The sequence below is a fragment of the Streptomyces sp. NRRL S-646 genome (assembly GCF_000720765.1).
In the GTDB taxonomy this organism is placed as follows: domain Bacteria; phylum Actinomycetota; class Actinomycetes; order Streptomycetales; family Streptomycetaceae; genus Streptomyces.
Window position 1 is genome coordinate 66888 of record NZ_JODC01000007.1, and the last position, 21983, is coordinate 88870.

22 protein-coding genes and 2 pseudogenes are annotated in these 21983 nt (G+C 70.9%); 14 read left to right on the plus strand and 10 right to left on the minus strand.

The genetic code is table 11. The annotated features are described in order from the left end of the window. Positions 1–257 precede the first annotated feature (257 nt). Together IH68_RS0115835 and IH68_RS57100 are read right to left on the minus strand one after the other, a co-directional pair. Entirely contained in the window at positions 258–1223 is a 966-nt protein-coding gene (locus IH68_RS0115835; protein ID WP_030935112.1) for an SCO0930 family lipoprotein, read from the minus strand. 543 nt (positions 1224–1766) lie between these two features. Next, a complete protein-coding gene (locus IH68_RS57100; protein ID WP_199931882.1) occupies positions 1767–2054 on the minus strand; it encodes a hypothetical protein in 288 nt (95 codons plus the stop codon). 19 nt (positions 2055–2073) lie between these two features. Between IH68_RS57100 and IH68_RS57105 the strand changes: the two genes are divergently transcribed. From IH68_RS57105 to IH68_RS0115855, 3 genes are all read left to right on the plus strand, one after another. Next, on the plus strand, positions 2074–2211 hold the full coding sequence (locus tag IH68_RS57105; RefSeq protein WP_199931883.1) for a hypothetical protein: 138 nt from the start codon (positions 2074–2076) through the stop codon (positions 2209–2211). A 16-nt stretch (positions 2212–2227) separates the two neighbouring features. Continuing rightward, complete coding sequence (locus IH68_RS0115850) at positions 2228–2992, plus strand: DUF4239 domain-containing protein (RefSeq protein ID WP_078912474.1); 765 nt, start codon at positions 2228–2230, stop codon at positions 2990–2992. Positions 2993–3194: 202 nt separating this feature from the next. Continuing rightward, positions 3195–3755, plus strand: a complete 561-nt coding sequence (locus IH68_RS0115855) for a hypothetical protein (protein ID WP_030935126.1) — start codon at positions 3195–3197, stop codon at positions 3753–3755. Positions 3756–3888: 133 nt separating this feature from the next. Here IH68_RS0115855 and IH68_RS0115860 read toward each other — a convergent pair whose 3' ends face one another. Beyond that, the gene (locus tag IH68_RS0115860) at positions 3889–4383 is read right to left on the minus strand and encodes a hypothetical protein (RefSeq protein ID WP_030935128.1); all 495 of its coding nucleotides are present in this window, start codon (positions 4381–4383) and stop codon (positions 3889–3891) included. Positions 4384–4715: 332 nt separating this feature from the next. Here IH68_RS0115860 and IH68_RS0115865 point away from each other — a divergent pair, with 332 nt between their 5' ends. Continuing rightward, a complete protein-coding gene (locus IH68_RS0115865; RefSeq protein WP_030935129.1) occupies positions 4716–5390 on the plus strand; it encodes a class F sortase in 675 nt (224 codons plus the stop codon). A gap of 30 nt (positions 5391–5420) precedes the next feature. On the opposite strand, the gene IH68_RS0115870 is transcribed toward IH68_RS0115865, so the two are convergent. Then, the gene (locus IH68_RS0115870; RefSeq protein ID WP_030935132.1) at positions 5421–6269 is read right to left on the minus strand and encodes a polysaccharide deacetylase family protein; all 849 of its coding nucleotides are present in this window, start codon (positions 6267–6269) and stop codon (positions 5421–5423) included. Positions 6270–6558: 289 nt separating this feature from the next. Here IH68_RS0115870 and IH68_RS0115875 point away from each other — a divergent pair, with 289 nt between their 5' ends. Then, on the plus strand, positions 6559–7338 hold the full coding sequence (locus IH68_RS0115875) for a hypothetical protein (protein ID WP_051833466.1): 780 nt from the start codon (positions 6559–6561) through the stop codon (positions 7336–7338). Positions 7339–7342: 4 nt separating this feature from the next. Here IH68_RS0115875 and lysX read toward each other — a convergent pair whose 3' ends face one another. After that, positions 7343–10621: a bifunctional lysylphosphatidylglycerol synthetase/lysine--tRNA ligase LysX gene (gene lysX / locus IH68_RS0115880; RefSeq protein ID WP_030935138.1), complete on the minus strand. Its 3279-nt coding sequence runs from the start codon at positions 10619–10621 to the stop codon at positions 7343–7345. A 90-nt stretch (positions 10622–10711) separates the two neighbouring features. On the opposite strand from lysX, the gene IH68_RS0115885 reads away from it, so the two are divergent. Further along, entirely contained in the window at positions 10712–11173 is a 462-nt protein-coding gene (locus tag IH68_RS0115885; RefSeq protein WP_030935141.1) for a universal stress protein, read from the plus strand. Positions 11174–11227: 54 nt separating this feature from the next. Here the strand turns inward: IH68_RS0115885 and IH68_RS0115890 are convergent, their stop codons facing one another. After that, positions 11228–12253, minus strand: a complete 1026-nt coding sequence (locus tag IH68_RS0115890; RefSeq protein WP_030935143.1) for a GlxA family transcriptional regulator — start codon at positions 12251–12253, stop codon at positions 11228–11230. A gap of 154 nt (positions 12254–12407) precedes the next feature. Between IH68_RS0115890 and IH68_RS0115895 the strand changes: the two genes are divergently transcribed. Beyond that, complete coding sequence (locus IH68_RS0115895; protein ID WP_030935146.1) at positions 12408–12986, plus strand: cysteine hydrolase family protein; 579 nt, start codon at positions 12408–12410, stop codon at positions 12984–12986. A gap of 117 nt (positions 12987–13103) precedes the next feature. Next, positions 13104–13187: pseudogene (locus IH68_RS53110) on the plus strand (pyridoxamine 5'-phosphate oxidase family protein); the annotation flags it as partial. A 60-nt stretch (positions 13188–13247) separates the two neighbouring features. On the opposite strand, the pseudogene IH68_RS58000 reads toward IH68_RS53110, so the two are convergent. Beyond that, a pseudogene (locus IH68_RS58000) lies at positions 13248–13913 on the minus strand (alpha/beta hydrolase); the annotation flags it as partial. A 125-nt stretch (positions 13914–14038) separates the two neighbouring features. Here IH68_RS58000 and IH68_RS0115905 point away from each other — a divergent pair. Beyond that, the gene (locus IH68_RS0115905; RefSeq protein ID WP_199931884.1) at positions 14039–14920 is read left to right on the plus strand and encodes a hypothetical protein; all 882 of its coding nucleotides are present in this window, start codon (positions 14039–14041) and stop codon (positions 14918–14920) included. On the opposite strand, the gene IH68_RS0115910 is transcribed toward IH68_RS0115905, so the two are convergent. Continuing rightward, positions 14917–15732 carry an alpha/beta fold hydrolase gene (locus IH68_RS0115910; RefSeq protein ID WP_030935154.1) on the minus strand — a complete coding sequence of 272 codons (816 nt, stop codon included), beginning with the start codon at positions 15730–15732 and terminating at the stop codon, positions 14917–14919. The two genes, IH68_RS0115905 and IH68_RS0115910, sit on opposite strands and share 4 nt — an antisense overlap. Before the next feature lie 57 nt (positions 15733–15789). Here IH68_RS0115910 and IH68_RS0115915 point away from each other — a divergent pair, with 57 nt between their 5' ends. Further along, positions 15790–16263, plus strand: a complete 474-nt coding sequence (locus tag IH68_RS0115915; RefSeq protein ID WP_030935156.1) for a MarR family winged helix-turn-helix transcriptional regulator — start codon at positions 15790–15792, stop codon at positions 16261–16263. A gap of 1 nt (position 16264) precedes the next feature. On the opposite strand, the gene IH68_RS0115920 is transcribed toward IH68_RS0115915, so the two are convergent. Continuing rightward, positions 16265–17425: a CapA family protein gene (locus tag IH68_RS0115920; protein WP_030935158.1), complete on the minus strand. Its 1161-nt coding sequence runs from the start codon at positions 17423–17425 to the stop codon at positions 16265–16267. A gap of 235 nt (positions 17426–17660) precedes the next feature. Between IH68_RS0115920 and IH68_RS0115925 the strand changes: the two genes are divergently transcribed. From IH68_RS0115925 to IH68_RS0115940, 4 genes are all read left to right on the plus strand, one after another. Further along, a complete protein-coding gene (locus IH68_RS0115925; protein ID WP_030935160.1) occupies positions 17661–18206 on the plus strand; it encodes a sigma-70 family RNA polymerase sigma factor in 546 nt (181 codons plus the stop codon). Between the two features lie 157 nt (positions 18207–18363). Next, positions 18364–18879 (plus strand): hypothetical protein, encoded by a 516-nt coding sequence (locus IH68_RS0115930; RefSeq protein ID WP_030935162.1) that lies wholly within the window; start codon positions 18364–18366, stop codon positions 18877–18879. Between the two features lie 151 nt (positions 18880–19030). Further along, positions 19031–19687, plus strand: coding sequence for an anti-sigma factor family protein (locus IH68_RS0115935; protein ID WP_030935163.1), 657 nt, complete (start codon positions 19031–19033; stop codon positions 19685–19687). Between the two features lie 69 nt (positions 19688–19756). Beyond that, entirely contained in the window at positions 19757–21055 is a 1299-nt protein-coding gene (locus IH68_RS0115940; protein WP_037884931.1) for a serine/threonine-protein kinase, read from the plus strand. 9 nt (positions 21056–21064) lie between these two features. On the opposite strand, the gene IH68_RS0115945 is transcribed toward IH68_RS0115940, so the two are convergent. Next, positions 21065–21928: an Fpg/Nei family DNA glycosylase gene (locus IH68_RS0115945; RefSeq protein ID WP_030935166.1), complete on the minus strand. Its 864-nt coding sequence runs from the start codon at positions 21926–21928 to the stop codon at positions 21065–21067. Positions 21929–21983 lie beyond the last annotated feature (55 nt).

Consider the following 21983-nt stretch of genomic DNA (forward strand, 5'->3'; position numbering starts at 1 on the left):
GTAGGCGATCCAGTGTTCGAGCTGAGGCTACTGATCGCCCGCCAACGGGGCGAGCCCAAACGGAAATTGACCGTCCGTTCCCGGTCACTGCCTGCGGCACTTGCCGCATTCGCCCGGTACTGCGCCGTCCCGGGGGGCCGACAACCGCCGTCCTCAGCTGCAGAACGCCAAAAGGTCCGCCCCCTCCGTGCGGTGCGGAGGGGGCGGACCGGGGCCGAACGCGCTGTCCGATGCAATCAACCCTGGGGAGGTGATGGCTACTTCTTCGGCGCGCCGACCGGCTTTCCGCTTGGCGCCATGGCGTACCAGGTGCCGCCCACGCCCTGACCGTTGGTGTCCCCTGGCTTGGTGTCGCCGGAGAAGGTGTACGCCGGCCAGCAGTCGACGGTCATCTGCTTGACGCCGTCGGGCCGGGTGAAGCCCATCAGGCCCTTCTTCTCGATGCCCTTGGTGTCGTCCTTCGAGACGATCCCGACCGCCGGCCACTTCTCCAGGCAGGAACCGGTGCAGTTGGAGATCGGCTTCGGCCAGGCCACGTCCTTCAGGAAGCGGTAGACCGTCATGCCGTTCTTGTCGACGACGATGTCACCCAGCTTGGGGTCCTTGCGGACGGACAGGCCGGGCAGGCTCGCCAGGGTGGCCTTCTTGCCGTCGGGGGCCAGCGCGAACCACTTGCCGCCCACACCCTGACCGGCCAGGTCCCCGGCCTTGGTGTCCTTCGCAAAGCGGTACGCCGGCCAGCCGCCGATGGTCAGCTGCTTGGTGCCGTCGGCCCGGGTGACCTCGCCGAGCAGAGCCTTGTCGATGCCCGCGCCGGCCGCGGCGTCGTCCGCGGCAACCGGCGGCCACGCCTTGGCGCAGTCGCCGTCGCAGTTGGACTTGGGCGGCTCGGCGGTGTCCTCGTCGAAGCGGTACAGGGTCATGCCGTTGCCGTCGGTCAGCACCTTGCCGAGCTCGGCGTTCTGGGTGACGGCGAGCTTGCCCGCGGCCGAGGACTGGGCCCCGGCGTTCTGGCCGTCGGCACCGTAGCCATTGCTGGGGCTGGCGCTCGCACCCGCGCCGGCTCCGGCGCCCACGCTGCCGTAATCGCCCGCCGCGGCGGTGGCGCCCACGTTCTGGCTGCCCACCGCGGACGTGCCGCTTTCCTGACCGCACGCCGTCGTCAGCGCCAGTACAGCCGCAGCGCTTGCCACGAGTGAGGCGCTCCGCCAGGAGGTCTTCATCGTCAACTCCCCATTATCGCAAAGGTGTTGCAGCGCCCTGCTGCGTCGCCGCACGAGCATGGGTACGAATGGGACCCGCGGTTGTGTTCAACCGCCTCACAAATTTCTTTTTGGATCCTGTGGCACCGGTGCGGCAGATCGCACGTACGTGCGTGTCTTCGTGCGCCGGGGTGCGCGGCGATCAAACCGCCGTACGGGCCTCGTCCCCCGTTCGAGCCAATCCCTGCGCACTGCGGCGCGCCCCGGCGTACGAGGGTTCATGATCTCCGTCGTGTATGGACCCGAACCGACTCAAACTGCCTCCGATGCAAGGGCGTTGGTGCATGGCGCTCCGCGGGATGGGGGGCGACCGGTCGTCATTCGTCTGTGGCGCCTTCGTGGCTGGTCGCGCCCCGCGGCGGAGCCGCAAATCGATGCAGCCCCGCGCCCCTACGGGGCGCGCCTGAGCTGCCTTGCGATGCTGACCTGGCTACTGGTGGGGGCGCCGGCCGGTGTCGCCGTGGCCGATGCCTGTGCGTATGCCTCGGTCGGGCCGGACGGCACTCAGGCCGTGGCGGTTGCCGGAGACCTCGCCTGGCCGACTCCGCCGATCTGCCCCCAGCCCACGCCGACACCGACGCCGACACCGACCCCTACACCGACTCCGACGCCCAGGCCCGCGCCACCCGAGCCGAAGCCGCCGCCTCCGGCGCCCGCCCCCACACCGAAGCCGACGCCCAGGCCGGAACCGCCGTTGCCTGCCCCGCCCGCTCCGAAGCCCGCGGCACCGCGCCCGCGCGTCACTCCCCCGGCCGCGCCGCCGCCGGCCCCCGCCCCGAAGCCGTCGGCCAAGCCCACCCCCCGTCCGGTCGTGACCCCGGTGACCTATCCGCACTACCGGGCGCCGGCACCCAAGCGGTCGCCGCGCGGCGGTCCTTCACCCGTCACCTTTGTCCTGCTCATCACGGTTCCCGCCGTGATCGCCGTCGCCGCGCTGCGGCCGCGCTGATTCCTGGAGGAATCTCTTGTCGGAATGGCTTGTTCTCACCCTCGCGATGCTGGCCGCCTGCGCCGTGGTGGTCATCATCACCTTCGTACGGCACCGGGCCGCACCCGTGGACGAGGACCCCAGCGAGACCCCGGACGTCATCGAGTACATGACGATGTGGATCGGAGTGGTGTACGCCATCGTCCTGGGCCTGGCCATCGCCGGGGTGTGGGAGGGCCGCAGTGCCGCCCAGGACCATGTGCAGTCGGAGGCCGTCGCGCTGCACGAGATCTCCGAGCGGGTGCGGGTCTATCCGGCCGACATCCGTGACCGCATTCGGGACGATGTCAACGCCTATGTCGGACACGTCGTGAACACGGAGTGGAAGACGATGGCCGACGACGGGCACGTCACCGCGCGCGGCGGCGAACTCTTCGACCGCATCCGCCAGGACGTCACCGACTACCAGCCGAAGTCCGACTTCGAGGCCCAGGCCTACCAGCCGCTGCTGGACCAGGTCACCGCGGCGGACCAGGCCCGCAGCGCCCGGGCCGACGCCATGGGGGCGACCATGCCGGGCGTGGTGTGGTTCGGGCTGCTCGCCGGGGCCGTGGTCACCATCGGCATGGTCTTCGCGCTGCAGATCCGGCGCACCCTGCGCGAACTGGTCCTCGCCGGGCTGTTCTCCGCCCTGATCGCGTTCCTGCTCTTCCTCATCTGGGACTTCGACGCGCCCTACACCCGGGGCATCACGGCGTCGGCGGCACCTTTCCTCACTCTCTTCCCACACATCCAGGCCTGACCGGCAGGCCGTCACACGACGGGCCACCCGGGGAAGCGCGCCACGCCGCCGCCGTCCCCTGGGTGGCCCATCCGTTTGCCCCATTCGCTCTACAGCGATCGCGCGATCGGACACCCGTTCCTAGCGTTTCGGTTATCGAGGTGCATTCAGCCCCACCGCGGAACGGGTCCGCAGCTGCCCCTCGGGGACCGGAGGAACCACCATGCGCGCGATACGCATTGCTTCGGCCGCTCTGCTGGGCGTCTGCGCCCTCGCCCTGTCCGCACCCGTCGCCGTCGCCGTCGCACGAGACGACAGCCACAACATGACGCCGTTCGGCTTCAGTGTGCTGCCGTCGACCGTCGCGGCGGGCAGCGAGGTCAAGCTGCATGTGAACCGGGACGGCGACTGCAAGGGGCCTGCGAGGGTCACATCGGTGGTGTTCGACACGGTCGTCATTCCGCCGGGACGGTCCTGGGCGACGGCGGTGGTGGACCGGGACGCGAAGCCGGGTGCCGTGTATCAGGTGACATTCTCCTGCGACGGCGCGAGCGGATCCACGGATCTGACCATCGTGGGCGGCCGCCCGCACCACCCGAGACCGGTGCCGGTCGACCCCGTCCCGGTCCCGGACCACCCCCACCGGGGTGTGCACGCCGGCGTGGGCGGCAGCATCGCCGGCTTCGACCTCAGGGAGATCGGCATGGGTCTCGCCCTCATCACGGGCTCGGTCGGCGCCGCGTACCACCTCTCGCGCCGCCGCAGCGGCGAGGAAGGTGCCTGACAAAGGGCCATCGCCCCGGCTCCTCTTGGGGAATCGGGGCGAAGGCCCTTCAACGTGCGTTCTGCTCAACGGACTTGACGTGCGATCCGCTCTGGGAATTCGTTGTGCGGTCTGCTCTCCGAAGGGGAAAGGGTCAGATCCGCTTCTCGGACCTCCGGCGCAGCCAGAACGCTCCGCCGGCGATGACGGCCGCGGCCACGAGCCCGCCGCCGATGGCCACGTCGGTCGGCGTCGCCCCGGTGGAGCTGCCGCCGCCGAACCCGCCCTGGACACCGCCGATGACGGTGAAGGCGGCGGGGTTGGTCAGGGACTTGCCGCCGCAGGTGACGGTGATGGGGTGCGAACCGTTTCTCGCGTCCCTGTTCACCGTCGCGGTGCCCCTCGCCGTGTTGCTGCCTGCGACCGTCATCAGTTGGGTGCTCGGGAACGCGTCCGAGGTCGCAGTGGCTCCGCCCGGGCAGCCGTCGACGGTGATGGTCAACTGCCCGCCACGGGCGATGACACTGGGCAGCGCGACGATGTTGCTGGGGTTGAAGTTCATGCCGTCCCGCGCGACGGCCGCCGGTGCGGCGAGGCCGAGGGCGGCGACCGCGGCGGCTGAGACCGCCAGGGCACGATGACTACTCATGTGATCCTCCGCGGAAGACGCCCCGGGTCCCGTCCCCGGCAATGTCGGCGAGAAAGCGCCTCCCAGAAAGACAGTCAGATGCAGTGGACGCGCCCGCATTTCGGCGATGGTCCGTCCTGGTGAGAGGACACGCCGAGCAATAAGCAGATAATCAGATATTTCCGCAGGTCACGGACCGTCAGAAATTTCCTGTGCGCGGCAACTCGGATGGCGCACCGCCGTCGGGCGGGCCACCCGTTCGCATCCGCCCCGTCGCCGGTTTCACACGGGCCATCTAGCGTTGCGTCATGCGCGAATTGACGCGGCGACGGCCTCGTCGAGAGGGGAAACGAATGTCTGCGTCCGAACTGGCCGAACTGGCTGAAGAGGAGGAGCGACGGAAGAAGCGCGCCCCCTGGGGCGTCATAGCGCTTGTTCTGCTGACCGGCATCGCGCTCATTCGGAACGGTTCGGGGGAGTTCGACGTGGGCCCGCCGCAGCCGGCCAGTGCGGCAGCAGCGGACAGGCACGTCCCCGCCGTCGTGGGCGCCGCCGACGCCGTTCAGCCGCTGCCGTACTCCCCGCCCGACCGGGTCAGGATCCCCACGATCCGGGTCGACGCACCGGTGCTGCCGGTCGGCCTGGCCGCGGACGGCTGGGTCGGCGCACCGCCGCCCGAGGACCCGAACCTGGCTGGCTGGTTCACCGGTGCCGTCACCCCCGGCGAGAAGGGCACCGCGGTGGTGGTCGGCCACGTCGACAACAAACAGGGCCCCGCGGTGTTCTACAACCTCGGGGCGCTGAAGAAGGGAAATCGCGTCGAGATCGCCCGCAAGGACGGAAAGACGGCCGTGTTCGAGATCTACGGCATCGAGGTCTTCGAGAAGAACAACTTCCCGGGCGACCGCGTCTATGCCTCCAAGGGCGCCGCTGAATTGCGGGTCATCACCTGCGGCGGCGGTTTCTCCAAGAAGCACGGTTACGACGGGAACGTCGTCGCCTTCGCCCGCCTGGTCGAGGTCCGCTGAGCGTGCCCCGGCCGGGCGGGCGGAGTCCGGCTATACGTGCCGCCGTCTGGGCACGGTGATGTGGTAGCCGGAATCCAGCAAGTACGGCAGATAGTGGCGCAGGGCCAGGACACTCTGGGAGCGGTTGCCCCCGGCATCGTGCGAGAGCACCACGACGCCGGGGGCTGCCCCGTCCTCGACCCGGTCGACGATGGTGCGGGTGCCGGGGGTGGACCAGTCGAGGGTGTCGACCGTCCAGGCGAGGGGCTCCATGCCCATCTCGGCGCCGAGTTGGAAGGCCGCACGGTTCCAGGCGCCGTAGGGGGCGCGGAACCACAGGGGCCGCTCGCCGTAGGCGTCCTCGATGACGTCGCTGGTGCGTTTCATCTCGGAGCGGATCTCGGACCGCTTCAGCCGGGTCAGCAGGGGATGCGTCCAGGTGTGGTTGCCGACGATGTGGCCCTCGTCGGCCATCCGGGCCAGCAGGTCCTGGTTGTCGACGGCCATCTCCCCGCACACGAAGAACATGGCGCGGACGTCGTGCTCGGCCAAGGTGTCCAGGATGTGCGGGGTGTAGCGGGGGTCGGGCCCGTCGTCGAAGGTCAGCACCATGGTGCGACCGCGTCCGTACACGCGCAGGAACGGGTGATGCCTCACCCGGGTCCTGCGGGGTGCCGGGCGCACCTGCCCGTATCCGGTCAGTGGCTGGAGGCGGTAGTCGGAGGGCTCGAGCGCAGAGCTCTCCTGGGGCGCGGGATCGGGGGCGGGGGCGGGAGCGACGGGCCGAGCCGTCTCCTCGCCCCCTCCCGACGCGAGCACCCCGGCGGTGCCGGCCGCGCCCAGAGCGGCGGCACCGGCGATCAACGCCCGGCGTCTCGTGAGCAACTGATCCTTCTTCATGACTCATCAGTCGCCCGAACCAGGTCCGGCGGTCCCCCACGACACCGCAGCGGCGGCAGGAAAACACACGCCCGGCCCAAGCCGCCTGGCGTGTCTGCGACGGGCGGGGTAGTCCGCGGCCCACGCGTCGAATTCGCTTTCCTTCATACCGACGTTGCGGATAGCGTCGGGTCCGTGCAGTGATCTCCCGCGCGGCGTCCCGGATGCCGCACAAGCGAACCGGCCCGTCTTCGTGTCCGCGGCCGTCGTCTTTCGGCCGTACACGTTTCCGCTCGGAGAGATCACCGATATGCCTGCGCTTCCTCCTGCTCCCGGCGACACCCCCGAGGCCACCTTGGCGGCCTTCGTCGCCCGGGCCGGCGCCGACCCCGCAGTCGCCGGACTGGTCCTCAGCGGCTCCCAGGTGCACGACGGGATGCCGACCGTCCACTCCGACCACGACCTGCACGTAGTGCTGCGCGACCGCGACGCCTCGCCGCTCAGCGAGCTCGACCGGTTCCGCTCGGCCCATCTGGACCTGGTGGTCATCACGCTCGCCGAGTTCCGCCGGCGTGGACTGCCCGGCGACCCGGCGGCCTTCAGCCGGTACTCCTACGTGCACGCCCGGGTGCTCCTGGACCGACTGGACGGAGAGATCGCCGCCGTCCTCGACCGCAAGCGGACCCTGCACCCCGACGAGGCGCGCACCGCCGCGGCCGGATACCTCGACGCCTACGTCAACCAGACCTACCGCTCCCTGAAGAGCTACCGCGACGGCCGCGACGCCATGGGTCACCTGGATGCGGCCGAGAGCGTGCCGTACGCGCTGGAGGTGCTCTTCGCTCTGCACCGGCGGGTACGGCCGTACAACAAGTACCTGCAGTGGGAGCTCGAGCGGCAGCCCCTCGGCGAGGACCGGTGGAGTGCCGGGCGGCTGCTGCCGGTGCTGCGCCGCATTCTGGCCGACGGCGATCCGCACACCCAGCGCGCCTTGTTCGGCGACCTCGCACGGACCGCGCGGGCCGCCGGGCACGGCGACGTCCTCGACTCCTGGGGAGACGATCTGCGGCTGCTGCTCCCGCGCCCCTGAGCCGTCAGCGGCGGCGCACCAGCGGGAACGGCAGCGTCTCACGGATCGTCAGTCCGGTGAGGAACATGACCAGCCGGTCGACGCCGATGCCCAGGCCCCCGGTGGGCGGCATGGCGTATTCGAGGGCGTCGAGGAAGTCCTCGTCCAGTTCCATCGCCTCGGGGTCTCCGCCGGCGGCCAGCAGGGACTGGGCGGTGAGGCGGCGGCGCTGCTCGACCGGGTCGGTCAACTCGGAGTACGCGGTGCCGAGTTCGGTACCGAAGGCGACCAGGTCCCAGCGCTCGGCCAGCCGTGGGTCGGTGCGGTGCTGGCGGGTCAGCGGGGAGACGTCGGTCGGGAAGTCCTTGTAGAAGGTGGGGAGCCGGGTCTTCTCCTCCACCAGGCGTTCGTACATTTCGAGTACGACGTCGCCGCGGCCGTCGTCCGGCGTGTACGGCACGCCGGCGCGGTCGCACAGCCGGTGCAGCGCCGACAGCTCCGTGTCCGCGTCGACCTCCTCCCCCAGCGCCTCCGAGATCGCGCCGTGCACCGTCTTGACCGGCCATGCGCCCGAGATGTCGTACTCCTGGCCGTCCTTGTGGGCGATCGGCGCGCCGAAGGCGGCGGTGGCCGCGCCCTGGATCAGTTCGCGGGTGAGGTCGAGCATCACGTCGTAATCGGCGAAGGCCTGGTAGGCCTCCAGCATGGTGAACTCGGGGTTGTGCTTGTAGGAGACGCCCTCGTTGCGGAAGGTGCGGCCCATCTCGAAGACCTTCTCCAGGCCGCCGACGCACAGCCGTTTCAGGTACAGCTCGGGCGCGATGCGCAGGTAGAGGTCGAGGTCGTAGGCGTTGATGTGGGTGGTGAAGGGGCGGGCGTTGGCGCCGCCGTGGATCTGCTGCAGCATGGGGGTCTCGACCTCGAGGTAGCCGCGGCTCAACAGGCCCTGGCGCAGGGCCTGTACGGCGGTGGAGCGAGCCCGGATCACCTTGCGGGCGTCGGGGCTGGAGACCAGGTCGAGGTAGCGCATGCGGACCTTGGCCTCGGGGTCGGCGAGGCCGCGGCGTTTGTCGGGCAGCGGGCGCAGGCACTTCCCGATCAGTTGCCAGGAGGTGACGAAGACGGTCGGTTCGCCCTTGTCGCTCACGCCGGCCCGGCCGGTGACGCTGATGTGGTCGCCGATGTCCGTGTCGGCGGTGAAGCGGTCGAGGGCGGGGCCCAAGTCCTCGCGGGTGAGGGCGAGTTGGTGGTCGCCGGACCAGTCGCGCAGTGTGACGAAGACAATGCCGCCGAAGTCGCGCACCAGCATGACGCGGCCCGCGACGGTGACCTGCTGGCCCTCGCGGACGTCGGCGAGGGCGTGAGTGCGCTGCGGGATGCCGACGGGGTAGGGGTCGGTGCCGTCGGCGCGCAGCCGGTCGAGGGTGCGGTGCCGGATGCGGACCTGTTCGGGCAGGCCCGCATGGGGATCGCCGGGCCCGGCCTCGCCCCCTCCGTCGAGGCCGAGCGCCGACAGCGACGGCAGGCCCTCGGTGGTCGCGGGCCTGGACGCGCCCTTCGGGTGCCCCTTTCCCCAGAGTTTGCGCAAGGACGGTACCGAAACGAAACCTTCGGCGATGCCGGAGGCCAGACCGATGCGGGCGAGGGAGCCGGCGTCGCCGTAGCAGATGAAGCGCGGGTACCACTCCGGCTGGTACTTGGCGTTGGAGCGGTACAGCGCCTCCAGCTGCCACCATCGGGAGAAGAACAGCAGCAGGCGCCGCCACAGGCGCAGCACCGGTCCGGCGCCGATGCGGGCGCCCTCCTCGAAGGCCGAGCGGAAGACCGCGAAGTTCAGCGAGATCCTGCGGATCCCCAGCTTCGCTGCCGTCGCGCACAGTTCGGCGACCATGAACTCCATGACGCCGTTGGGGGCACTGCGGTCACGGCGCATCAGGTCGAGGGAGACGCCGTCGCGGCCCCAGGGCACGAAGGAGAGCAGGGCAAGGAGGCTGCCGTCCTCGCTGAGGGCCTCCACGAGGAGACAGTCGCCGTCGGCCGGGTCGCCGAGGCGGTCCAGGGCCATGGAGAAGCCGCGTTCGGTCTCGGTGTCGCGCCAGGCGTCCGCCTTGTCGATCACCTCCTCCATCTCCTCGTCGGTGAGGGTGGCGTGGCGGCGGACGCGGCAGTGGGCGCCGGTGCGGCGCACCCGGTGCACGGCCTGTCGGGTGACCCGCATGTCGCGGCCGTCGAGGTCGAAGTCGGACACGTGCAGGATCGCCTCGTCGCCGAGTTGGAGCGCGCCGAGGCCCGCGCGGGCGAAGGCCTTGGCACCCTCCTCGGAGGCGCCCATCGCGGCGGGCGCCCAGGCGTGCCGACGGGCCACGTCCAGCCAGGCGGCGATGGCGTGCGGCCAGGCCTCCCGGTCGCCGACGGGGTCGCCGCTGGCGAGGCAGACGCCGGCCTCGACGCGGTAGGTGACGGCGGCCTTGCCGCTGGGCGAGAAGACGACGGCCTTGTCGCGGCGGGTGGCGAAGTAGCCGAGGGAGTCCTGCTCGCCGTAGGCCTTCAGCAGGGCGCGGATGCGGGGTTCCTCGTCGCCGTGCAGGGCGCCTTCCAGGCGTTGCGAACGGAACAGGGTGGCGGCGGCGTTGAGCAGGGCGAGGGCGCCGAACAGGCCGAGCAGGAAGTACAGGGCGCGGGGCGGGCGGCCGTCGAAGGAGCGGCCCGAGACCAGGCCGCCACAGACCCGGTTGGCGGCCCACAGCAGGTGCTGGCTCTCGGGCAGGGTGCCGGGGAAGAGGGCCACCAGGCCCCACCCGACGAGGATGCCGACGGCGATCCCGGCCAGCAGCACCACCAGCGCCCGGCGTACGGCGGCACGGCGGGAGGCGGCGTAGAACTCCTTGCGGGCGACGATCAGCACGGTCAGTGCGAGACCGCAGACGACGAGGGACGGGATCGACTCGACATACAGGCCCAGCGCCACGCCGAGGATGTCGTCCAGGACCAGCAGGCCGAGGTAGACGACCACCAGCCACCAGGCGATCTTCTTGCGGGCGGCGGTCGCGGCGGCGAGCAGGAAGAGGAAGACGGCGTAGGCGAGGTTGGCGCTGACCGGGACGATGAGGACGTCGAGGAAGCGGACCACCGGGCGCAGCAGGACGCGCAGCGGAGGGATGAGGGCCAGCAGGCCGCAGAGCAGGCCGAGGGCGCCGAAGAAGGCCGCGAAGACCTCGGGCACCTTGCTCATCGGACCGCTTCCGGGCGGCCGTATCGGGCCCGTGGTGTCCTTGGGCGGGGAGGCCTCCGCTGTGGCACTCATGGTTCCGACTGTAGGAAGGGCTCGGCCGCCTCGCCCGTCGAGAGGCCCCGCAGGGCGGCGGGACCTGCGGCTTCCGATAGCCTCACAGCCGTGACGGAACAGCACTCGCACCAGTTCGAGCGGGGCACGGACGGGCCCAAGGTCATCGTGGTCGGGGTGGACGGCTCGGACACCTCGATGCGCGCCGCGGCATATGCCGGTGGCCTGGCCAGGCGCCAGCACGCGCTGCTCGCCGTGGTCTATGTGCAGCCGGTGATGGCCGCGGGCGCGGCGATGGGCGCGCCAGTCGCCGAGACGACGGACGAGATCGCCGAGGACCTCAAGACCTACATCCGGGACGCCACCGAGCGGCTCAAGGGGATATTCGAGGTCCGCTGGGAGTTCCACACCTTCCGCGGCGACCCCTACAGCGGCCTGGTCAAGGCGGCTGACGAGCTGAAGGCGGACGCGGTCGTGGTGGGCGCCTCCGAGCAGGCCGGGCACCGGATCGTGGGTTCGGTGGCCGTGCGGCTGGTGAAGGCGGGGCGGTGGCCGGTGACGGTCGTTCCGTAGCCGAAGGCCGACGGGAGCGGGGGCCTGTCGGGCCGGTACCTGCCGGAACCGTGCTCACACCGTTTCTGACGTCCTCCGTACCGGGCCGGCGCGGAATCTCGCCCGGTACTCACTCGGCGTCGTGGCGAGGCGGCGGCGGAACGCACGGATCAGGGTGTCGACGGTGCCGAACCCGCAGCCGGAGGCGACGCGTTCCAAGGTGTCGTCGGTGGTCTCCAGCAGGTTGCGGGCCATCTCGACCCGGGCCGACTCGATGTAGGCGTGCGGCGTCGTGCCGAGTTCGGTCTTGAAGATCCGGGTGAGCTGGCGGTCGCTGACATGCGCGTACGCGGCCAGGTCCGGGACGGTGAGGCGCTGGTCGAGATTGCCGAGGATGTGATGCCGGAGGTCCTCGATGCGACGCGTCGTGGACACCTGCTCCAACGGCACGCTGAACTGGGACTGCCCGCCGGGCCGTTTCAGGTACATCACGAGCTCACGGGCGACGCGCAGCGCGACCGGCTCGCCGAAGTCCTCCGCGACCAGCGCGAGCGACAGGTCCAGGCAGGCACTGATCCCCGCCCCGGTCCAGACCTCACCCTGCTCGCGGATGAAGATCGGATCCGGGTCGACCCGCACCGCGGGATGGTCGGCGGCCAGCCGCTGCGCGGTCGACCAGTGGGTCGTGGCGCGCTTGCCGTCGAGGAGCCCCGCCGCGGCGAGGATGTGCGCACCGACGCACACCGAGGCCACGCGCCGGGAGCGATGGGCCAACGCCTTCACCCGGGCCACCGTGCCGGGCTCGACGACGGGCTGGACGAGCTGCTCGCCGTCGACCTCGACGGACTCCACGGAGCCGGGCACCAGCAGGGTGTCGATCGCCCTTGCACCGACCTCGTCGAAGGTGGCGTCGGGCAGGATCCGCACGCCGGCCGCCGTGGTCACCGGTTCCAGGGTCTCGGCAGCCAGGACGACCTCGTAGCCGGCTCCGTCCGTGGTCTCGTGCCGGACGAGGGAGAACACCTCCGGCGGGCCGGTGACGTCGAGGAGGTCGACGCCTTCGAACAGCACGATCACGATCAGCCGATTCACGGTCCCCATCCTGCAACCCCGCTTTCGCACCCGGCCGCGGGCGTCGTTTTCTGCAAGTAGCGCGTCATTGCCGACACCGCGGTTCGCGCCATAGCGTCGCACATGTGTTCAACAGGTCGTTGAACAACCGCTCAAGTCCCCGGAAGAACCCAGGAGAAGACCTGTGGCAAGCAAGACGCTGCGCGAACTCGACAACGCCGATCAGACCCCCGCCGCCCTCGCGTCCTCGACGCTCATCCTCGTCGACTACCAGAACACCTACACCCGCGGGGTGATGGAGCTCGACGGCTGGAAGGCCGCCCTGGACGCCGCCTCGGACCTGCTCACCCGTGCCCGCAGGGCCGGAGCCGGCATCATCCACGTCCAGCACGACGACGGCGAGGGCTCGCCCTACGACATCCGCACGGAGATCGGCCGCATCCACCCCAGTGTGGCGCCGGTCGAAGGGGAGCCCGTGGTCGTCAAGCACGCTCCCGATGCCTTCCACGGAACCGACCTCGGCACGCTCGTGGACGAGGCCGGGAACGAGAGCGTCATCGTCGCCGGTTTCATGACCCACATGTGCGTCGCGTACACGACGGCGTCCGCGGCCCTGCGCGGCAACAGGCCCACCGTGCCGGCGGACACGTGCGCCACCCGGTCGATCGTGGACGTGTCCGCGGACGAGCTGCACCGCAGTGCGCTGGCAGCCGTCGCCGACGCGTACGGCGTCGTCGTCGCCTCCGGAAAGCAGCTGGCCTGACGGCTGCAGCCGGGTTTCACAACCGGGCGGGGGACGGAACGAGGACCTGGATCCCGGGTCGGTGTACAGGCCGCTTCGGGGGCCAATGATGCTGCCGTGACTGGTCGCCCCTTCGACGTGGACTCCTTCCTGCGCCAACCGCTGACCGCACGGATCGCGACCAACGGGCCCACCGTGCGGCCGGTCTGGTTCCTGTGGGAGCAGGTCGGCGAAGAGCGGCGAGACCTCCGGGGCGCGGCGCTGCTCCGCCCCCATCCCCGGTGTGAACAGCTCATAACTGCCGTGCAGCGAGTCGGTGTTGCTCAGCAGCCGCCTGGGGCCGAACGACCGCTGGCTCGGTGTCATCGACAGGTCGTAAGGGCCGAAGAGCAGCTGGGCCGCCCGGAACGCGCCTGTGATGTGGTGCCGGTCGCGCAGGCGCAGCAGGGTGACGACGCTCAGGTGGGCGCCGGCTGATTCGCCGCCGATCAGCAGCCGCCCAGTGCCGAACTCGGCTGCGGCGTGGTCCACCAGCCATCTCGCGGCGGCCTCGCAGTCGTCGGGCCCGGCGGGGAACGGGTGCTCCGGCGCCAGGCGGTATTCCACGCTCACCACGGCCAGCCGCGCCCGGACGGCAAGCCGCCACAGCCTCTCGTCCTGCCCGCCCGCGGAGCCGAATGCCCAGCCGCCCCCGTGCAGGTGCAGATATACGCCGTCGACCTCGTCCGGCACGAACATCCGGACTCCGACCCCGCCCGCAACGACGCGGTCCTGGCCCTGCGGCAGGCGCACCGGTGGTGTGTGGCCGCCGAGCCGGTTGCGCCGCAGGAGCGCCAGCATGGTTGCGTCGGGCGCCTGTCCGCGGGCCGGGCGGTTTGCGGCAGTGGCCTCGAACTGCTCGTTGAATGCCAGGGTCTCGGCGAGGCAGTCCTCGTCTGTGATCGTCATGACGTCGACGGTCGCAGCTGTCCGCGACAACGTCCTGTCACCCTTTTCCGGTGAGCTGCGTCACGGCACTAGAGTTCTGCGTCGGCCCGGGCAACACCGGTGCGACACGGGGGGATTGAGAACTGATGGGATCAGCTGGAAGACGCGACGGGCGTGGGGCGGTCGTGGCCGCCGCGCTCGGTGTGGTGGCCGTGCTGCTGCTCGGCGGGTGCGGGACGCAGGTGGCCGGCCGGCAAGCGTCGCCGTCGGCGACCGGGCCGATCCCGTGGACCACTTTCGAGCCCTCGGGGGTCACCGGGGCCCGCCTGGCCGACGGTGGCCGTACGCTGCTGCTCGACGCGCAGGTGCCCAGCGGTGCGCGCGCGTGCGTGCGGGATTTCAAGGCGGTCCTCACCGACCCCGTGGAGAAGGACCTCGTGCGGGTCCAGCTCACGTTCTCCTCACCGTCGGCGGACCGGAGTTCCGGCTGCACCAAGGAGCGGTCGGCCACGGCGCGGGTCCGGCTGCCCGTCCCCTTGGGCAGCCGGAAGGTGGTCGTCGACCACTACGTGCAGTTCACCGCCGACGGCGCGAAGGCGCCCGCGTTGCGGCTGTGCGGGAAGCTGGGCTGCACCCCGCCGGCGACCGGCTGTACGGACGCCTCCTACGACCAGGCGCTGATGGCGGTCGACGCACCCGAGCACACCTACCGGGACTCGCAGGAGTGCGACGGCAAGTGGCTGGTGCTGGACTTCTCCTGGCGGACCGGACCGGCCTGCAGTGACGGGTCGGCGCCCGGCTGCTCGTCCCGGCTCGGTGACCGCTGGTTCTTCCGGGCCGAGAAGTCCGGGTGGGTGCCGATCGTCGAGGGGGCGGCCGGAGGCTGCCGGGTCGTACAGCTCAGGGCGCCGGCCTTTCCGGCCTCGCTGTGCAGGGACCTGGCTCCGCTTTCTTCCTCCCTGCACCCGAGTTATCCGCCCGCGTCCGCCTCTCCGAGCCCGTCCCACTCGCCGAGCCGCCCCTCCTAGAGAGCGCGGAGGAACTCCAGCAGGATCTTGCTGAAGACCTCCGGCTTCTCCATGTTCAGGTAGTGGGCGGTGTCTTCGACGGTCCGCGCACGCCCGTCGGGGACGGTACGTGCGAGGCGCTCGGCCGCGTCCAGCAACTCGGGGGGCTCCAGAGTGCCGTTGACGGTGAGCACGGGGACGTCGATCTTCGGCAGGCGGGACCAGGAGTCGGTCACGCGCACGTGCCAGTCCTTCTCGCCGGGCGTGTGCTTGGAGATCGAGTTGAAGGCCATCTCCCGCAACCGGCGCGCGATGCCCGGGTCGACGTCGTCGGCGCTGCGGTACGGGCCGGGCACCACACGCACGAACACATCGAGCCAGCCCTCGATGTCGCCGGCGCCCAGGGTGCGGGCGTACTCGGCCTGGATCTGACGGGTCCAGTCGTCCGTGTACTGGAAGTCGCCGGTCGCCGCACCGCAGGTGACCACAGCGCGCACGAGCTCGGGGTACTCCAGCACGGTGTCGGTGGCGATCACGCCGCCCATCGACAGGCCGACGAGGGCGGCGGGGCCCGCGTCGAGGTGGCGGAGCAGGGCGGCGAGGTCGTCGGCCCAGCGGAAGGGCTTGGTGGCGTTGGCGGAGGAGCCGTGGCCGCGTACGTCCGGGGCGATCACGCGGTACTCGGCGGCGAGGGCCGGTATCTGGTCGTCCCAGACGCGGTGGTCGACGTATCCGGAGTGGAGGAGGACGACGAGATCACCGGAGCCGGTGTCGAGGTAGGCGAGGTCACCGTCAGAGGACGGGAAGAGGCGAACGTCCGAAGCACCATTCATGACAACCAAGGTGTCATATTCGGAGGGTTTTGACAACCGGGATGTCATGATGGCGGGGTGAACGACATCGACAGGCCCCTCACCCCCGACGAGCTGGGCCATCGCCTGACCGAGGTGTTCGACCTGGTCGGCCCGCTGTACCGGCGTGCTCTGCGCAAGGTCGAGCAGGGCGAGGCCGTCGAGGGGGTCTCGGTCGGCGTACGCGCCGTACTGGACCTGCTGCGGCAGAGCGACCCCATGACGGTGCCTCAGATGGGCCGGATCCTGGCGCTGAGCCGGCAGTTCGTGCAGCGCATGGTCAACGACGCGGCGGCCCAGGGGTGGGTCGAGGTCACCCCCAACCCCGCTCACCAGCGGTCGTCCCTGATCCGGCTCACGGAGGAGGGCCGGGCGACCATCACGGCCGTCCTGGGCCGTGAGCACTATCTGAACCGGCAGGTCGGCGGCGATCTGACCGACGCCGAAGTCCGGGCGACCGTGCGGGTGTTGAGGGAGATCCTCAAGACCTTCGACCACGTGGACGTGGACTGACCTACTGCCCCATGGTCAGCCCGCCCTTGGCCGCGCCCCGGCTGAGCACCACGTTGCGGATCGCGTCGCGCACCGCCTTCACCTCGGCGCCCTGGGCGATGGCCTGGTTGAGGTTCACGGCCCGCCCGGCGTCGACGTCGAACATCAGCGGGACGAACTCCGCCTTGGTGACCTCCCAGCGGCCGCCCTCCCGAGCGGGCCGGGTGAAGGTGAAGCGGCCGAGCGTGGACTGGTTGCCGCGCGGGTCCTGGGCGCCCGACCTGTTGGACATCTCGCCGGCGATCTGGTCGCCCAGTCCGTAGACCACCCAGGTGCCGTTGACCTTCTCGTATGCCTGCGGGACATGGGCGCGGGTGCCGAGGACGAGGTCGACGTCGGGGCGGCCGCCGGTGCGGGAGGCCGTGAGCTGCTGGGCCAGGGCGAGTTGCTGCTGGTCGGGCGCGTCCTGCCATTCGGTGCCCCAGTGCACGGAGACGACGACCACGTCGGCGCCTGCCCGCCGGGCCGCCCGGGCGTCCTCGATGATCCGGTTCTCGTTCAGGAGGCTGACGGCCCACGGCGCGCCCTGGGGCAGCGGGATGCCGTTGGTGTCGAAGGTGTAGGCGAGGTGGGCGACCTTGGCGGGGCCTGCGCGCAGGATCGTGACGGTGTGCGCCTCGGCCTCGGTGCGGGCCGAACCGGCATGCCGTACGCCCGCGCCGTCCAGGGCGTCGAGGGTGCGGCGGACGCCGTCGGCGCCGTCGTCGAGGCTGTGGTCGGAGGCGGTGGAGCAGCCGTCGTAACCGGTGGCGGCCAGGCCCTGGGCGATCTCGGGCGGGGACTTGAACAGGGAGCGGGCCGCGTAGTGACCGTTCGCCCCGTAGACGGTGTCCATGTGACACAGCGCCAGATCGGCACGGGAGACGACGGGCTTGACGCCGGAGAACATCGGCCGGAAGTCGTAGCCGGCGCCGCCACCGTCGAAACGGGCACGGTCGATGATCGAGCTGTGCGGGATGATGTCGCCGGAGGCGACCAGCGTGAAGGCGCCATCCGCGGACGCAGCCGGGGCCCCCGGCTCTCCGATCCGCGTGGACGCCTGCCGATGCTGGGCATGGCAGGCCGCGCCCGCGGTCAGAACGGCCATCAGGGCCAGGGCAACCTGTCGTCTCCGTGCAATCATCAGCTCACCCCACTGTTGTCACATTTACGCATAAATAGGTACGAACCTGAACGCGCGGCCAAACAACCGCGCCACCCCGATTAGCCCGTCCGGTGCCCGCGAACAGACCCCCCGGACCGCTCGCGGGGCGCACGCGGGACCGTTCGTCGTACCGTTCGTCGACGCGATCGACCGTCCGCCGCAGATCCCGGTGCGGACCCTGTCCCGAGGCGGCACCCTGCGGTGCCATACGGCCATGACGGCCGGAACCACCCTCACGAACGCGACGACCGCCGAGCACGAGCTCGCCGCGCTGCAGCGCGAGCACGGCCGCCCCCTCTTTGCGCTCCTGCTGCGGCTCTGCGACGGCGACCGGCAGCGCGCCGAGGACCTGGTGCAGGAGACGCTGGTGCGCGCCTGGCAGCATCCCGAGGCACTGCGCGCCGACGACTTCGACTCCGTACGGCCGTGGCTCATGACCGTGGGGCGGCGGCTCGCGATCGACGCACGGCGGGCCCGGCAGGCGCGGCCGCCCGAGGTCGGCGACGCGGTCCTGGAGAACGCGCGGGTGATCGGCGACCACGCCGAGCGGGCCGCCGCCACCCTCGATGTCCGCGAGGCTGTGAAGACACTCACTCCGGAGCACCGTGAAGTCCTGGTGCTCGTGTATTTCCAGGGGGCGAGTGTGGCGGAAGCCGCCGAAACCCTCGGAATTCCGCCCGGTACGGTGAAGTCCCGCGCGTACTACGCGCTGCGCGCCCTGCGCCGGGTGCTTCCGGGTTATGCGGCCGACCTGCGGTGAAACCGACGGCTGAGTCAAACCTCCGTAAAGCGCCTTGCTGAGGACCCCGGTTGAGCAATCAGCTGTCCTCATCCGTGTTCCGGACTGGGGGCTCGGGGCCCCGCGACCGGGGCCCGGAGTCGGGCGACGCGCACGCACCGGAGGAAGGCAGGAAGGGATGCTGCACAGAGGTCAAGAGAGCACGGACGGCACCGGCGGCGGTGAACTGGTCGTCCCGATGGCCTGGCTGTACGCCGAGTACATTGCCGACGAGCTGCTGCGGACGGGCGACCTGATGCCGCCGACGTCCATGGAGTTCCGCGCCGGGCGCGACGCCCTGGCGCTGACCGTCTTCCTCTCGGACACGGACGGCGAACTCCCGGGGATCCGGGTGGTCTCCCAGCTGGAGACCTGGCTGTCGCTGACGGCGTACGACCAGCCGTGGCAGGACTGGGTGCGCGAGCGGATGGCGAAGCTGGTCGCCCAGGCGGCCGAATCCGGCGGCCCCGCTCCCGACGTGGAACTGGCCCGGGCGGCCTGGCGCTGGCTGGAGGAGACCGAGCTGCTCGCGCCGGACCTCAACGCGGTGCCTGGCGGCGCGGCGATGGTCGGCGAGGACGAGGGTCCGAAGGTGTGGACGAAGGCGTGGCAACTGGGCCTGCCCCTGGGCCACCTCGCCATCCACCTTTTTTAGACTCGTTTTGATTTGGACCAATCCGCGGGCCGGGCGGCTCCGAATCCGTTGGTTGCGATTCTCCGCATGCCTTGAGTGATTCGACTGTCTGGTGCGTACCGGTGGGAGCAAGGAGTAACCCCACCCGCACCCAACGGCACGAGGATTCGGCATGAGGTCCCAGGAGAGGCATCGCGACGTCGCCGCGTACGCGCTCGGCGTGCTGGACGAGGCGGACGCCTTCCGCTTCGAGGACCACCTCATGGAGTGCGCGCGCTGCGCCGCTCACGTGACCGAATTCGGGCCCATCACCCGGCAGATGATGCTGTACCGCCGGTCGACGCCACGGTTCGTGAGCCCCATGACCAGGCCCGGCCCGCAGCTGCTCGACCGGCTGCTCGGCGCGGTCGCGGCCCGGCACCGGGCCGGCCGGCGGCGCTTCCTGTACGCCGTGGCCGCGTCCCTGGCGATCGGGGTGGCCGGGCCCGGAATCGCGATGACGGTGGCCGGCGGCGGCACCGCCGACACGGTGCGGATCGCGGCGACCGACGCGAAGTCGGGCGTGTGGGCGCAGGTGACCACCCAGGACGAGTATTCGGGCAGCCAGGTCAAGCTCGAGGTGAAGGACGGTGCGGGCCCGCGCCCCTGTCGTCTGATCGCCGTCGGCCGCGACGGCTCCGAGCAGATCCTGACCAGCTGGACCGTCCCCAGCCACGACGCCCGCCCGATCACGATGCAGGGCAGTTCCTCCATGCGCACAGGCGAGATCGCCCGCTACGAGCTCCGCACGTCCGCCGGGGAGCATCTCGTCACGCTCCAGTCCCGCTAGCACCACCGCCGCAACGCCTCACCACCAGGTGTGACACCCCCGCCCGACGCTGCGCTGTAGGCAGTGGCGATGTCGGAATTCGGGATGGGTGTGCACGTGCTGCTGGCGGACCGCTATCAGCTGGAGGAACTGCTGGGAAGCGGCGCGATGGGCGAGGTGTGGCGCGCGGCCGACCAGGTCCTGGGCCGTCCGGTGGCCATCAAGCTGCTGAAGGCGGCGGACACCGCCGACATCGAGCGGTTTCGCATGGAGGCGCAGACCACGGCCCGCCTCAACCATCCACATGTGGTGGGCGTGTACGACTTCGGCTCCGATCACGGCCGGCTCCATCTGGTGATGGAACTCGTGGACGGCTGGACCCTGGCCCGGGAGAGGTCCCAGCGCGGGACCCTGGCAGCACAGGAAGCGGCCGCCATCGCCGCGCAGGTGGCGCAGGGGCTGTCCGCCGCGCACCGCCAGGGTGTGATCCACCGGGACATCAAGCCCGCCAACGTCATGCTGACCACCGACCGCACCGTGAAGATCACGGACTTCGGCATCGCCCGCTTCACCGACGAGAGCGCCGGCACCGCGACCGGCACCGGGAAGATCCTCGGCACCGCCGACTATCTTGCTCCCGAGCGGGCCCTCGGGCGGTCCGCGCAGCCCGCCTCCGACGTCTACTCCCTCGGCTGCGTGCTGTACGAACTGCTCACCGGCCGGCCGCCGTTCACCGGCACGACCTCGCTCGCCGTGGTGCAGCAGCACGTCGACGCCGCACCGCCGCCGCCCCACCGGTTGAGCGCGGGGATACCCCGGCAGCTCTCCGACTACGTGCTGCGTCTGCTGGCCAAGGACCCCGCGCAGCGGCCGACCGCGGAGGGGGCGGCCGAGTGGCTGGGCGCGCAGGAATGGGAAGCAAACCCGACAGAACCGACGGAGCCGCTGGACCCGGTGGACCCTGCGGAACCGGAGAGCGTGACTCTCAGCCCCACGTCTGCACCACCGCCCCGAACCCGCACCCCCGCCACGCATTCCCGCCGCCGCAACCGGCGAAGGCAGGCGTCCAAGGCCCTGCTCGGTGGCGCGGCCGTCGCGCTGTTCGCCGCGGCGACGGCCCTCGGGGCCGCGCTGAACTCCGGCGGCGACAACCCTGCCTCGACCGTCTCGCCGAGTCCGGCGCCGACTCGGACACCGTCCTCGACACCTACGGCCGTCACCTCGCGACCCGCGAGCGGGACCGCCACCGCCCCCGCCACGCCGCCCTCTGCCGTCCCGTCCACGAGGCCGACTCCGCCGAAGCCGAAGGACCACAAAGACAAGCAGCACGACGGGAAGGACAAGCACGGCAAGGACAGGACGAAGGGCCGGAAGGGGCCGGCCGGCTGAGCCGGGCGGCTACTTCAGCAGCCGCGACATTCTGCGGTCCGCGAGCGGTTTGCCGCCCGTCTGGCAGGTCGGGCAGTACTGGAGCGAGGAGTCGCTGAAGGAGACCTCGCGGATGGTGTCGCCGCACACCGGGCAAGCCTCGCCGGTGCGGCCGTGGACGCGCAGGCCGCTCTTCTTCTCCGCCTTCAGACGGCCGGCCGCCAGGCCCCGGGAGCGCTCGACCGCCTCGGTGAGCGTGCTGCGCAGAGCCTCGTAGAGGCGCGCGGTGTCCTCGGGGGTAAGGGTCGCGGCCAGTTTGAAGGGGGACATCTTCGCCGCGTGCAGGATCTCGTCGCTGTAGGCATTGCCCACGCCGGCGATCAGGCTCTGGTCTCGCAGGGCGCCCTTGAGCTGGCGGCGTTCAGGTCTGAGGAGCACCGCGAGGCGGCTTTCGTCGAAGTCGTGCGCGAGCGGGTCGGGACCGAGGCGGGCGACGCCCGGGATCTCCTGGGGGTCGTGGACGACGTAGACGGCGAGGCGTTTCTGGGTGCCCGCCTCGGTGAGGTCGAAGCCCTCGCCCGTCTCCAGGGCCACGCGCAGGGCGAGGGGGCCCTTGCCGGGGCGGGGCGGGCCGTCCGGGAGCCGGTCCTTCCAGTGCAGCCAGCCCGCGCGGGCCAGATGGGTGACGAGGTGCGGGCCGCCGTCCGTCTCCAGGTCGAGGAACTTGCCGTGCCGGTGCACGGCGGTGACCTCGCGGCCCTCGACGGCAGTCAGCGGGGGGTCGTACGTCTTGAGGACGCTGATCGCGACGGGCAGCACCCGCACGATCTCGTGACCGACCAGGTGCTCGGTGAGGAAGTCCTTGAGCGCTTCGACCTCGGGGAGTTCCGGCATACGTCCAGAGTGCCACCCGGCACCGACAGTGGCGGGCGGGACCGGTGGCAGCGGA

Coding starts and splice junctions, on each gene's coding strand:
- IH68_RS0115875 (WP_051833466.1), top strand. CDS start 6,559: ATGCCTGCGCTTCCTCCTGCTCCCGGCGACACCCCCGAGGCCACCTTG.
- IH68_RS0115925 (WP_030935160.1), top strand. CDS start 17,661: ATGACGGCCGGAACCACCCTCACGAACGCGACGACCGCCGAGCACGAG.
- IH68_RS0115855 (WP_030935126.1), top strand. CDS start 3,195: ATGCGCGCGATACGCATTGCTTCGGCCGCTCTGCTGGGCGTCTGCGCC.
- IH68_RS0115870 (WP_030935132.1), bottom strand. CDS start 6,269: ATGAAGAAGGATCAGTTGCTCACGAGACGCCGGGCGTTGATCGCCGGT.
- IH68_RS0115940 (WP_037884931.1), top strand. CDS start 19,757: ATGTCGGAATTCGGGATGGGTGTGCACGTGCTGCTGGCGGACCGCTAT.
- IH68_RS0115935 (WP_030935163.1), top strand. CDS start 19,031: ATGAGGTCCCAGGAGAGGCATCGCGACGTCGCCGCGTACGCGCTCGGC.
- IH68_RS0115835 (WP_030935112.1), bottom strand. CDS start 1,223: ATGAAGACCTCCTGGCGGAGCGCCTCACTCGTGGCAAGCGCTGCGGCT.
- IH68_RS0115865 (WP_030935129.1), top strand. CDS start 4,716: ATGTCTGCGTCCGAACTGGCCGAACTGGCTGAAGAGGAGGAGCGACGG.
- lysX (WP_030935138.1), bottom strand. CDS start 10,621: ATGAGTGCCACAGCGGAGGCCTCCCCGCCCAAGGACACCACGGGCCCG.
- IH68_RS0115930 (WP_030935162.1), top strand. CDS start 18,364: ATGCTGCACAGAGGTCAAGAGAGCACGGACGGCACCGGCGGCGGTGAA.
- IH68_RS0115910 (WP_030935154.1), bottom strand. CDS start 15,732: ATGAATGGTGCTTCGGACGTTCGCCTCTTCCCGTCCTCTGACGGTGAC.
- IH68_RS0115920 (WP_030935158.1), bottom strand. CDS start 17,425: ATGATTGCACGGAGACGACAGGTTGCCCTGGCCCTGATGGCCGTTCTG.
- IH68_RS0115945 (WP_030935166.1), bottom strand. CDS start 21,928: ATGCCGGAACTCCCCGAGGTCGAAGCGCTCAAGGACTTCCTCACCGAG.
- IH68_RS0115890 (WP_030935143.1), bottom strand. CDS start 12,253: ATGGGGACCGTGAATCGGCTGATCGTGATCGTGCTGTTCGAAGGCGTC.
- IH68_RS0115860 (WP_030935128.1), bottom strand. CDS start 4,383: ATGAGTAGTCATCGTGCCCTGGCGGTCTCAGCCGCCGCGGTCGCCGCC.
- IH68_RS0115905 (WP_199931884.1), top strand. CDS start 14,039: ATGGGATCAGCTGGAAGACGCGACGGGCGTGGGGCGGTCGTGGCCGCC.